Below are 12,153 nucleotides of genomic sequence, written 5' to 3'. Positions count from 1 at the left end.
TGGACGCGTCGGGATAGACTTTATTCATTCGATCGCCTCTCTTTTCTGAATTATGCTGCAAACCTGCCGGGACATTCTAATCCAACTATGTGACAAGAACGTGCCAACGCTGTTACACGGGCATCGCTTTGTTGTCGTTCAGATCCAGCCAGCCCTTGATGATGCGATAGGCCTTCCAGATCCATGCCAGCGACCAGATCAGCACCGCCAGCGGGATGCCGATCAGCGTCATCCAGATCACGCCGCCGGCGAACATCCAGAACAGATACCACCAGAACGAGCGGATCTGCCAGCGGTGATGGCTATAGACAAAGGTGTCGGCAGCATCGCCGCGCTTGATGTAGTTGACGATCAGCGGCAGCCACGACAACATGCCCAGCGACAACACCAGACTCAGGCCATGGAAGATGTACAGCCACCAGGCCAGATCCTTGGTCGACTGCAAGTCTGCATCCAGAACGACATCCTGACTCATGTTCATGCACCTCTCCTTTGGGTTATGCCAATATGTTCAAGATGCCGTCGAGCCCCACAAAGTTCAATGCCACGCTGGCTTGCGCGCGCACCACCGGCTTGGCGCGAAACGCCACCGACAAGCCGCTCACTCCCATCATCCTGAGGTCGTTGGCGCCGTCGCCCATGACGATGGCTTGCGATGCAGGCACGCCGAGTTCGGCGCAGACGCGCTCGACGGTCAGGCGCTTTTCTTCCGCGTTGACGATGCCGCCGACCACTTTGCCGGTGAGCTTGCCGTCGATGATTTCCAACTGGTTCGAATGGGTGTAGTCGAGATTGAGGCGCGTCTTCATGCGGTCGGTGAAGAAGGTAAAGCCGCCGGACACCAGCAGAGTCTTCAAGCCTGCGGCCTGAATCGCATTCAGCATCTTCTCCGCGCCCGGCGACAGTTGCAGACGCTCGTCATAGACGCGTTGCAAGGCGCCGGCATCCAGCCCCTTGAGCAAGGCGACACGACGCGTGAGGCTTTCGTTGAATTCGATCTCGCCGCGCATGGCGGCTTCGGTGATTTCGGACACCTGCGGCTTGAGGCCTTGCATGTCGGCGATCTCGTCGATGCATTCGATGGTGATCAGCGTGGAATCCATGTCCATCGCCACCAGCTTGAAATCGGCCAGCGTGCGACCGGCGTCGATGAAGGCGTAATCGACCTGCCGCGCCAGGCAGGCGGTATCGATCTGCGTCTTGAGCGCGTCGCTGTACGCCACGCCTTCGCAACGCCAGGCGCGGGCATTGATGTCGACCACGCGCCGCGGTTGCGCGAGTGCAATGATGGCCTCGACGTCGGCGCGGTTGGTGTTCAGTCCTTGCAAGATCAGATTCATGGTGCGTCTTCTTCGTATTTTGAAAATGGGTCAGCCGACCAGCGAGCGCATGGTCGCCTTGATCTGGGTCACGCGCGCATTGAGGTCGGGCATGTTGGCGGTGATGCGCAACTTGTCCTGGCCATTGAGCTTGATGTGACGGTTCTTCTGGATCAGCTCGATGATGCGCATGGCATCCACCGGCGGATTCGGCACGAATTGCAGTAGCGCCGATTCGGCATGCGCGTCGATCTTGATGATGCCCAGCGGTTTGGCGGCGATGCGCAAGCGATGCGTTTCGACCAGCGCCTTGGCCACTTCCGGCAGTTTGCCGAAGCGGTCGATCAGCTCTTCCTGCAAGCCGTCGATGGTTTCCTGCGAGGTGCAATTGGCGAAGCGTTTGTACAGCGACAGACGTTCGTGCACGTCGCCGCAATAGTCGCTCGGCAGCAAGGCCGGCACATGCAGGTTGATTTCCGTCGTGCTGGCCAGCGGCGCGGCAAGGTCGGGTTCCTTGCCGTTCTTGAGAGAGCGCACGGCTTCGTTGAGCATGTCGGAATACATCTGGAAACCGATTTCGTGCATCTCGCCCGACTGATTGTCTCCCAGCACTTCGCCGGCGCCGCGGATTTCCAGGTCGTGCATGGCGAGGTAGAAGCCGCTGCCCAGTTCTTCCATCTGCTGGATCGCTTCCAGACGGCGCTGCGCCTGCTTGGTCAGGCCCTTGACGTCGTTGACGAGCAGATAAGCGTAAGCCTGGTGATGCGAACGGCCGACGCGACCGCGCAGCTGATGCAACTGCGCCAGGCCGAATTTGTCGGCGCGGTGCATGATGATGGTGTTGGCGGTCGGCACGTCGATGCCGGTTTCGATGATCGTCGTGCACAGCAGGATGTTGGAGCGCTGCGCGACGAAATCGCGCATGACCTTTTCCAGATCGCGCTCGTGCATCTGACCGTGGGCAATGACCACGCGCGCTTCCGGCAGCAAGGCTTCCAGCATGGCCTTGCGGTTTTCGATGGTCTCCACTTCGTTGTGCAGGAAGTAGACCTGGCCACCGCGTTTGAGCTCGCGCAGGCAGGCTTCGCGGATGGTCGATTCGCCTTCGGCGCGCACGAAGGTCTTGATGGCCAGACGCTTTTGCGGCGCGGTGGCGATGATGGAAAAATCGCGCAAGCCTTCCAGCGCCATGCCCAGCGTGCGCGGGATCGGCGTCGCCGTCAGCGTGAGCACGTCGACTTCGGCGCGCAGGGCCTTGAGCGTTTCTTTCTGACGCACGCCGAAACGGTGTTCTTCGTCGATGATGACCAGGCCGAGGCGCGAGAACTTGATGTCGTCGGACAGCAGCTTGTGCGTACCGATGACGATGTCGAGCGTGCCGTCGCCCATGCCTTTTATCGCTTGCGCGATCTCCTTGCCGCTGCGGAAACGCGACAGCTCGGCGATGCGCACCGGCCAGTTGGCGAAACGGTCGGCGAAGGTCTGCGCGTGCTGCTCGGCCAGCAAGGTGGTCGGCGCCAGGATGGCGACCTGCTTGCCGCCCATGACGGCGACGAAGGCGGCACGCAGCGCGACTTCGGTCTTGCCGAAACCGACGTCGCCGCAAATCAGCCGGTCCATCGGCTTGCCGCTGGTCATGTCGCCGATGACGGCGTTGATGGCGGCGGCCTGATCGGGCGTTTCTTCAAAGCCGAAACTCTCGGCGAAGGTTTCGTAATCGCGTGCCGAATACTGGAAGGCGTGGCCCTGGCGCAAGGCGCGGCGCGCGTACAGATTCAGCAATTCGGCGGCGGTGTCGCGCACCTGCTGCGCGGCCTTGCGCTTGGCTTTTTCCCACTGGCCGGAACCGAGCGAATGCAGCGGTGCATCTTCCGGCGAGGCGCCGGAGTAGCGCGAAATCACGTGCAATTGCGATACCGGCACGTAGAGCTTGGTTTCCTTGGCGTATTCGAGATGCAAGAACTCGGTCTCGCCCTCGCCCAGGTCCATGCTGAGCAAACCCATGTAGCGTCCGATGCCGTGATTGGCGTGCACCACCGGGTCGCCGATCTTCAGCTCGGAGAGGTCGCGCACCATGTGCTCGACCTGGGTGACTGCTTCCTGCTTCTTGCGCCCGACGCGTCGGCCTGAGCCGGCATACAGCTCGGTCTCGGTGATGAAACTGACTTCGGCGTCAACCAGTTCGAAACCGGCGTGCAGTGGCGCCACGCCCAGCATCAACGGTTCATTGTTGGCGATAAAACTTTCATAGCCGTCGCACAGCGCCGGATGCAGGTCGTACTCTTTGAAATACTGCTGCAGGGTTTCGCGGCGGCCGTTCGATTCGGCGCACAACATGACGCGTTTTCCGGTTTTAAGCAGATAGGCGCGCAGATTGATCAACGGATCTTCACTGCGGCGATTGACCGCGATATTCGGTATCGGCGCCGACAAGTCCGACGGCGCATCGTCGGTCTGCAACGCGAGACGGCCGTACGGCTTGACCAGCGTGAAAAAATCTTCGTCGGTCAGGAAAACCTGCTCCGGCGGCAGCACCGGACGTTCGCGATCGGCCTTGAGGAAATTGTGGCGCGAGCGCGTGTCGCTCCAGAAGCGCTTGATGGCCTGGTCGATGTCGCCGACGGTGGCGAACATGCTGTTTTCGGGCAAATAGCGAAACAGCGTCGCGGTCTCTTCAAAGAACAGCGGCAGGTAGTACTCGATACCCGCCGAGGCGATGCCGTTGCCGATGTCCTTGTAGATTGCCGAGCGAGACGGATCGCCTTCGAACACTTCGCGCCAGCGGCTGCGGAAGGCGGTACGCGAAGTCTCATCCATCGGAAACTCGCGACCCGGCAGCAAGCGCACTTCGCGCACCGGATACAGCGAGCGCTGGGTGTCGGCGTCGAAGGTGCGGATGGTTTCAATCGTGTCGCCGAACAGGTCGAGGCGATACGGCAACGCGGAGCCCATCGGGAAGATATCGATCAGACCGCCGCGCACGGAATATTCGCCGGGCGACATCACTTGCGTGACGTGGGTGTAGCCGGCCAGCGTGAGCTGGGTTTTCAGGCGTGCTTCATCGAGCTTCTCGCCCTGCTTGAAGAAAAAGGTATAAGCCGCCAGAAAGCCCGGCGGCGCCATGCGCAGCAAGGCCGTCGTGGCCGGCACGATGAGCACGTCGCACTGGCCGTTTTGTACTTCATACAAGGTCGCCAAGCGTTCGGAGACCAGATCCTGATGCGGCGAGAACGCATCGTAAGGCAGGGTTTCCCAGTCCGGCAGCAGATGGCAGCGCAATTTGCCGTCATCGTCGCTGCCTTCAGCCTGGCGCTGAAACCACGGAATTTCCGCCAGCAAACGCTGCGCGTCGGTGGCGTTGGCGACCACCACGGTCAGCATGCGCTTGTCGGCCTTCAGCGCAATGGCGGCCTGCGCCAGCAAATAAGCGTCGGCGGAACCATGCACGGCAGGAGGAACGAAACGCACGCCCGGCTTGGGAAGGATTTTTTTCAGGTCAAAAGACATTGGCTGGATTGGGAGGCGCCGAAGCGCGCAAAATACGACAAAATGCTGCCGGACGCGCAAAGGCCCATAACAATTGATTTGTTATCAGGCCTCGAATTTAGCTTTAGAATTCAGCCTCACATTATAAACGAAGCCCTCTGCAGACAAGGCCGCGCCCTTCCCACCCTCGGGCGTGCCCGGCAGGCATTTCCTGCTTTCTGGCTGTCATGGCGCATCTTGCATGAGCGTTCCACTTTCGCAGAACACCGCCCGACCCGCCCGACACTTCGCGCTGATCCCCGCTGCGGGCGTCGGCGCGCGTCTGGGAGGCGCGATTCCCAAGCAATACATGCCGCTGGCCGGCAAACCGATGCTGCAATACGCGCTCGACACCTTCGCCGGCAATGCATCCGTTGCGCATACGTTTGTCGTCGTGAGTGCTGCCGATGGTTATATCGACGACTTCCTCGCGGCGCAACCGCAACTGGCCGGCAAGCTGACCGTCGTGCGCCACGGCGGCGAAACGCGCCAGGAAAGCGTGCGCAACGGCTTGCTGGCAATCCGCGCGCAAGTCGGCGATGACGACTGGATTCTGGTGCACGACGCCGCCCGTCCCGGCCTGAATGACGCCCTGCTCGACAAGCTGATCGCCGCTTTGCACGACGACGATGTCGGCGGCTTGCTGGCCTTGCCCATCGTCGATACGCTCAAGCGCGGCAAGGCTTCGCGCGTTCAGGAAACCGTGCCGCGCAATGACTTGTGGGCGGCGCAGACGCCGCAGATGTTCCGCTACGCCCTGCTGCAACGCGCGCTGGATGAAGCACAGGAGCAAGGCCGCGTAGGCGACATCACCGACGACGCCAGCGCCGTCGAGATGCTGGGACTGCAACCGAAACTGGTGGAAGGCAGCCCGCGCAATGTCAAGGTCACCCTGGCGCACGACGTCGCGCTGGCCGAATTATTTTTACGAGGACAAGAATGACTTTCCCCTTTCGCATTGGTCAAGGCTACGACTGCCATGCCCTCGTCGCCGGCCGCAAGCTGATCATCGGCGGCGTCGACATTCCCCATAAAACCGGCCTGCTGGGCCATTCGGACGCCGATGTGCTGTTGCATGCCATCACCGACGCACTATTCGGTTCGGCCGGATTGGGCGATATCGGCCGGCATTTTCCCGATACCGCGGCCGAGTTCAAGGGAGCCGATTCGCGCATATTGCTGCGCGAAGCCGTCAAGCGCGTGGCGGCCGCGGGTTACGCGATTGGCAACGTCGACGCCACGATCATCGCGCAAGCACCCAAGATGGCGCCCCACATACCGCAGATGACGGCGCATATTGCGACGGACCTCGGCATTGCCGCCGAGCAAGTCAACATCAAGGCCAAAACCAATGAAAAGCTCGGCTATCTGGGCCGCGAGGAAGGAATCGCCGCCGAGGCGGTGGTTTTGGTATACAAACCGACTGCAAATTAAATTGTTCCCCGCGAGTGAAAACCACTTGCATTGGCGATTTAATCGGTATAATTAAAAGGTCGTTAAGATTCGAGCTGGTAGTGCGGTATTAGTCTGTCATTCCTCTCTAGGTTTAAACGATAATAACGGGCAAAGCCCACATTAACTTATTTAGGAATTAACATGGCAACTGGTATCGTAAAGTGGTTCAACGACTCGAAGGGCTTCGGCTTCATTACTCCTGACGAAGGCGGCGAAGATTTGTTCGCTCACTTCTCGGCTATTCAATCGAATGGCTTCAAGTCCCTGAAAGAAAACCAACGCGTTTCTTTCGAAGTGACTACAGGTCCTAAGGGCAAGCAAGCTTCGAACATCCAAGCAATCTAAGCATCGCTTAGCAAGCTGAGATGAAGAAAAAATCCCCGACATGTCGGGGATTTTTTTCGTCTGTACGTTTCGTGTTCCTTCCGGCGACAGACTTTCGTCGACAACAGTCAATGCGTATCGACCTGACTGAATGCGTCATGACTCAACGTAACTAAAGTTACGCATTTAACATCCATACAAGTTAAGTTCAGAATCAATAAAAAAACGCCCGCAAGCAGCGGGCGTTTTATTTCTGAAAAGGAGACTCGCAGCGACGACTCGCCATGCCGCTGCAATCCCCTGCTTACATCAGATCTCTTCGTACAGCGGCAATGTCAGGAATTCGGCGAAGGTTGCCGAAGTCGACATTTCTTCGAAGATCTTCGCAGCGCGATCGTAAGTCGGACCGTTACCGGCGACTTCCTTGACCTTGGCCAGCTCTTCCGGAATCATCGCGCGCACCATGTCGGCGGTGACCTTGCGGCCGTCTTCCAGGTTGCCCTTGCTGCTGCGGATCCATTGCCAGACTTGCGCGCGGCTGATTTCCGCCGTTGCCGCATCTTCCATCAGGTTGTGGATAGGCACGCAACCGTTGCCGGCCAGCCAGGCGCCCAGGTAGTGGATGCCGACGTTGATGTTGTAACGCAGACCGGCTTCGGTGATCGGTGTTTCCGGCTTGAAGTCGAGCAGGTCCGATGCCTTGACGTCGACGTCCGGACGTTGTTTCTCGAACTGGTTCGGCTTGTCGCCCAGCACGTCGACGAATTCCTTCATCGATGCTTCCACCAGGCCCGGATGAGCAACCCAGCCGCCGTCGTAGCCGTCGGTCGCGTCGCGGCGCTTGTCGTTGATGATGCCTTGCATCGCGATGGCGTTCTTTTCCGGATCGTTCTTGATCGGGATCAGCGCGCTCATGCCGCCGATGGCCGGCGCACCGCGCTTGTGACAGGTCTTCAGCAGCAGCAAAGCGTAGGCGCGCATGAACGGCGAGGTCATGGTGACCTTGGCGCGGTCGGCCAGGCAGAAGTCCTTGTCGTTCTTGAACTTCTTGATGCAGGAGAAGATGTAATCCCAACGGCCGGCGTTCAGGCCCGCGCTGTGCTCGCGCAGTTCGTACAGGATTTCTTCCATTTCAAACGCGGCGGTGATCGTTTCGATCAGCACGGTGGCCTTGATGGTGCCTTGCGGCAGGCCGATTTCATTCTGCGCCATCACGAAGATGTCGTTCCACAGGCGCGCTTCCAGATGCGATTCCATCTTCGGCAGGTAGAAGTAAGGACCGGCGCCGCGCGCCAGCTGTTCTTTGGCGTTATGGAACAGGAACAGCGCGAAGTCGAAGATGCCGCCGGAGATGCGCTTGCCGTCGATGGTGACGTGTTTTTCATCCAGATGCCAGCCGCGCGGACGCACCACCAGCGTGGCGATCTTGTCGTTGAGCTTGTAGCTCTTGCCGTTCGATTCCAGCGAAATGGTGCGGCGGATCGCGTCGAACAGATTGATCTGACCGGTGACCTGATTGTCCCAGACCGGCGAGTTCGAATCTTCGAAGTCGGTCATGTAGCTGTCGGCGCCCGAGTTGAAGGCGTTGATGACCATCTTGCGCTCGACCGGACCGGTGATTTCCACACGGCGGCATTTCAGCGCTTCAGGGATGGGAGCGATCTTCCAGTCACCGCTGCGGATGTTCGCGGTTTCAGGCAGGAAGTCGGGACGCTCGCCGGCGTCCAGGCGTTTGACGCGTTCTGCGCGGGCGGCCAGCAATTCCTGGCGGCGCGACTCGAAAGCGCGGCTTAATTTTGCTACCAGCGCCAGCGCGTCCGGCGTCAGGATCTGTTCATAACCAGGCTTGATTTCACCAGAAATCTGCATCCCGGCCGGCAGTGTCAATTGCGTCATGCTGTGCTCCTAAGTAGAAAAAGAATTCGTTATCCAATGGTATTTTTGTGCACTTAGTATATTTAAACTAAATGACCATGAGTAAAACGTTTTATCACTTTATCTTTGCGTTTTAGTCACAAGTGAAGAGATAATGGCCTGATCGCCTATCGCGTTCGAGAGTACCCTCATGGATCAGTTCAAGCAAATCTCCACCTTCGTCGATGTCGCCGCCAAAGGCAGCCTGTCGGCCGCCGCCCGCGCCGAAGGGATCGCGCCCGCCATGATCGGCCGCCGTCTCGACGCGCTGGAAGAACGGCTCGGCGTCAAGTTGCTCCAGCGCACCACCCGCAAGATCGTGCTGACCAACGAAGGCGCCGCCTTCCTGGAAGACTGCCAGCGCATCCTGACCGATCTGGAAGATGCCGAATCTTCGGTATCGGAACGCAGCGCCAGGGCCAGCGGCAGCTTGCTGATTTCTGCGCCGGCCGGCTTCGGCCGCCAGCACGTCGCGCCGCTGGTGCCGTCTTTCCTGACGGAACACCGCGACGTCACCCTCACGCTCAACCTCAACGACCGCATCGCCGACGTGATCGGCGAAGGCATCGACGTCGCCATCCGGATAGCGGTCCTGACCGACTCCAACCTGATCAGCGTCAAACTGGCCGACAACGACCGCGTGATCGTTGCGGCGCCCTCCTATCTGCGTCGCCACGGCACGCCGCAAACCCCCGACGACCTCGGCCGCCACAACTGCCTGGCCATCAGCAGCGAAGGCAGCCAGCGCGGCTGGACGCTGAAGCAGCACGGCAAGGTCAGCGTCCACAAAGTCGGCGGCAACATGGTCTGCAATGACGGCGAGGTGCTGCATAACTGGGCGCTCAACGGCAAAGGACTGGCGTGGCGCTCGATGTGGGAAGTCGGCGCGGCGATCGAAGCGGGCGAACTGGTGACGGTGCTGGACAAGTTCGTCGCACCGGCGCCGCCGATATACGCCGTGTTTGCCCAACGCCGGCATCTGCCGCTGCGCATACGCGCGTTCGTGGATTTCCTCCGGCACGCGTACGCGCAGCCGAACTACTGGCGCCATCCTCTCTGAACCCCGCCATGCAGAAGGAAATGGCCGCCTACCACTTGCCGTAGGCGGCCACGATCCCGCGCAACAAGGCATCGCAATCTGACAGCGGACTGACGTCGGTCGAGGGGGAATTTGCGTGACGCTCAAAAGACGCCGGGCCCCGGCTTTCGGCGGGACCCGGCGTCGCAGAAGCTTGATGGCGAACTACAGCCCGGTATGTCCGGCAACGAAAGTCTTTACCTTCGCCGCATCGGCCGGCATCACTTCAAAACGCTGCGGCAGCGTTTCGATGTTTTCAAAACCGGACGGACGCTCGGCATCGCGGCCCAGCGCTTCCCGGATGGTTTCATTGAACTTGGCCGGCAGCGCCGTTTCCAGCACGATCATGGTGACACCTTCGGTCAGATTTTCGCGCGCGACCTTGATGCCGTCGGCTGTGTGCGTGTCGACGGTGATGCCATAGGTTTTTTCCGCAAAACGGATGGTGTCCAGGCGATCGGCGTGGGTCGACTTGCCCGAGGAAAAACCGTAGCGGATCACGCTGGCGAATTCGTTGCCGTCGCTGCCCGCGACACCGGTCAGGTCGAAGCCGCCGGCCGTCTCGACCTTGTGGAACAAGGCCTTGACGCGCGTGCTGTCGCGACCGAGCAGATCGTAGATGAAGCGCTCGAAGTTGGACGCCTTGCTGATGTCCATGCTCGGGCTGCTGGTGTGGTAAGTCTCGGCCGACTTGCGCACGCGGTAGATGCCGGTGCGGAAGAATTCGTCGAGCACGTCGTTCTCGTTGGTGGCGACCACCAGCTTGTCGATGGGCAGGCCCATCATGCGGGCGATATGGCCGGCGCAGATGTTGCCGAAATTGCCAGACGGGACGGTGAAGGAGACCTTCTGCTCGTTGCTCGTCGTGGCGGCCAGATAACCGCGGAAGTAGTACACCACCTGCGCCACCACGCGCGCCCAGTTGATCGAATTGACGGTGCCGATCTTTTGCGTGGCCTTGTAATCGAGGTCGTTGGAGATCGCCTTGACGATATCCTGGCAATCGTCGAACACGCCTTCCACCGCCAGGTTGAAAATGTTCGGGTCCTGCAGGCTGAACATCTGCGCCGTCTGGAAGGCGCTCATCTTCTTGTGCGGCGAGAGCATGAAGACGCGGATGCCCTTCTTGCCGCGCATGGCGTATTCGGCCGCGCTGCCGGTGTCGCCCGAGGTGGCGCCGACGATGTTCAGTTCTGCATTTTTCTTCGCCAGCGCATACTCGAACAGGTTGCCGAGCAACTGCATGGCCATGTCCTTGAACGCCAGCGTCGGACCGTTCGACAGAGCTTGCAGCACCAGCTTCTTGCCGTCCTTGTTTTCCAGCGTGCGCAGCGGCGTGATCTGCGATGCGTCTTCGCCGGTGCGCGCGTTGCGATAGACGTCCGCGCTATAGGTCTTGTGCGTCAGCGCCTTGAGGTCGGCATCGGGAATGTCGGTGGCGAACTTCTTCAGGACTTCATACGCCAGATCGGCATACGACAGCCGGCGCCACTGATCCAGCTCGGCGCCGCTCACTTGCGGATAGTCGGCCGGCAGGTACAGACCACCGTCCGGCGCCAGGCCGCCCAGCAGGATTTCGGAAAAGGAAGGTGTTGCAGAGTGACCGCGAGTGGAAACGTATTGCATAGCGTATGTGAGATAAGTCTTGCAGCAGGTTGCACGAAGATCGTCATTATAGCTGGCTCGCCGCGCCTATCCATGATTTTCGGACCTTGGCGGACCACATCGGGCGCGCATGGACGACGACGTCGGCGAGACTTACAACATCACGTGCGGCTGCGACGCCAGCAAAGCGCGGACCAATTCGGCCTGGCGTTTGGTGCCGGTCTTCGCGAACAAACTGGCAAGATGGGTACGCACGGTGTTGCGGCTGACGTTGCTTTTGAGCGAATAGGAATCGACGGTCTCGTTTTCGAGCAAGGCCTCGGCCAGTCGCGTCTCCGCCGGCGTCAGGCGATAGATGCTCTGCAACTGCACCGAGCGCGACACGCGCTGTCGCGTCATGTCTTGCAAAATCAGCAGCGCGAAGGGGCCGCCGCTCAAAGGATCGAGTGCCGCCGGAATCGTCGCGGGAATGACCGAGATCACCAGCGGCACGACTTGCTTGCGACGCGCCACGGCGAACCACTGGCCTTGCCGCGCCTCGTTGACGGTGGCCATTTGGATGGCGTGCACCAGTTTCTCGGCATCCATTGCCTCGTGGGCGACAAGGCGATTCTTGCAAACCGACAAACCGTCGGCTGCTTGCAATATTTCAGCAGCCTGCTCGTTCGTGGCAATGATGCGACCGGCGGCATTGACCCACACCGTGCCGTAGGGCAAATGCGCCACCACCGATTCACTAGCCGATTGCTGGCGCTCCAGTGTGCGCATGCGCGAGCGCAATGTCGCCGAGCGGATCAGATGCGGCGACAGCGCGCGCAGGAACTGGTATTCCCGCTCGGCGTATTCCGGCGCTCCCAGCGGCCTGAGCAAAGCGATCGCTTCGGACTGGCCGGCGCTTTCGGCAATGCGTCCGACCACCATGTGGCGGCCGCC

General features: G+C 60.2%; 10 protein-coding genes. 4 read left to right on the top strand and 6 right to left on the bottom strand.

The genetic code is table 11. The features are described 5' to 3' along the window. Nucleotides 1-112: 112 nt before the first annotated feature. Genes PMI16_RS09505 through mfd form a run of 3 tightly spaced genes read right to left on the bottom strand, consistent with a single transcriptional unit; the run spans nucleotide 113 to nucleotide 4,826 of the window. Complete coding sequence (locus tag PMI16_RS09505) at nucleotides 113-475, bottom strand: DUF4870 family protein (RefSeq protein WP_034379785.1); 363 nt, start codon at nucleotides 473-475, stop codon at nucleotides 113-115. Nucleotides 476-497: 22 nt separating this feature from the next. Continuing rightward, complete coding sequence (gene serB / locus PMI16_RS09500) at nucleotides 498-1,340, bottom strand: phosphoserine phosphatase SerB (protein ID WP_007878895.1); 843 nt, start codon at nucleotides 1,338-1,340, stop codon at nucleotides 498-500. A 30-nt stretch (nucleotides 1,341-1,370) separates the two neighbouring features. Further along, nucleotides 1,371-4,826: a transcription-repair coupling factor gene (mfd, locus tag PMI16_RS09495; RefSeq protein WP_007878894.1), complete on the bottom strand. Its 3,456-nt coding sequence runs from the start codon at nucleotides 4,824-4,826 to the stop codon at nucleotides 1,371-1,373. 220 nt (nucleotides 4,827-5,046) lie between these two features. Here mfd and ispD point away from each other — a divergent pair, with 220 nt between their 5' ends. From ispD to PMI16_RS09480, 3 genes are all read left to right on the top strand, one after another. Next, nucleotides 5,047-5,787, top strand: a complete 741-nt coding sequence (gene ispD, locus PMI16_RS09490; RefSeq protein ID WP_007878893.1) for a 2-C-methyl-D-erythritol 4-phosphate cytidylyltransferase — start codon at nucleotides 5,047-5,049, stop codon at nucleotides 5,785-5,787. Beyond that, complete coding sequence (gene ispF / locus PMI16_RS09485) at nucleotides 5,784-6,278, top strand: 2-C-methyl-D-erythritol 2,4-cyclodiphosphate synthase (RefSeq protein ID WP_007878891.1); 495 nt, start codon at nucleotides 5,784-5,786, stop codon at nucleotides 6,276-6,278. Before ispD ends, ispF begins: the two co-directional genes overlap by 4 nt. 162 nt (nucleotides 6,279-6,440) lie before the next feature. Beyond that, the gene (locus PMI16_RS09480; RefSeq protein WP_007878889.1) at nucleotides 6,441-6,644 is read left to right on the top strand and encodes a cold-shock protein; all 204 of its coding nucleotides are present in this window, start codon (nucleotides 6,441-6,443) and stop codon (nucleotides 6,642-6,644) included. Nucleotides 6,645-6,932: 288 nt separating this feature from the next. Here PMI16_RS09480 and aceB read toward each other — a convergent pair whose 3' ends face one another. Next, on the bottom strand, nucleotides 6,933-8,519 hold the full coding sequence (gene aceB / locus PMI16_RS09475; protein WP_007878887.1) for a malate synthase A: 1,587 nt from the start codon (nucleotides 8,517-8,519) through the stop codon (nucleotides 6,933-6,935). 169 nt (nucleotides 8,520-8,688) lie between these two features. Between aceB and PMI16_RS09470 the strand changes: the two genes are divergently transcribed. Beyond that, nucleotides 8,689-9,597 carry a LysR family transcriptional regulator gene (locus PMI16_RS09470; protein ID WP_007878885.1) on the top strand — a complete coding sequence of 303 codons (909 nt, stop codon included), beginning with the start codon at nucleotides 8,689-8,691 and terminating at the stop codon, nucleotides 9,595-9,597. A 183-nt stretch (nucleotides 9,598-9,780) separates the two neighbouring features. Here PMI16_RS09470 and thrC read toward each other — a convergent pair whose 3' ends face one another. Together thrC and PMI16_RS09460 are read right to left on the bottom strand one after the other, a co-directional pair. Further along, nucleotides 9,781-11,241 (bottom strand): threonine synthase, encoded by a 1,461-nt coding sequence (gene thrC / locus PMI16_RS09465; protein WP_007878883.1) that lies wholly within the window; start codon nucleotides 11,239-11,241, stop codon nucleotides 9,781-9,783. Between the two features lie 132 nt (nucleotides 11,242-11,373). Then, on the bottom strand, nucleotides 11,374-12,153 hold a 780-nt coding region (locus tag PMI16_RS09460), incomplete at its 5' end, for a helix-turn-helix transcriptional regulator (protein WP_007878882.1).

Source organism: Herbaspirillum sp. CF444, assembly GCF_000282135.1.
In the GTDB taxonomy this organism is placed as follows: Bacteria; Pseudomonadota; Gammaproteobacteria; order Burkholderiales; family Burkholderiaceae_D; genus Herbaspirillum.
Note: the sequence above shows the minus strand (reverse complement) of the source record. Positions and strands in the feature narration are given on the sequence as shown.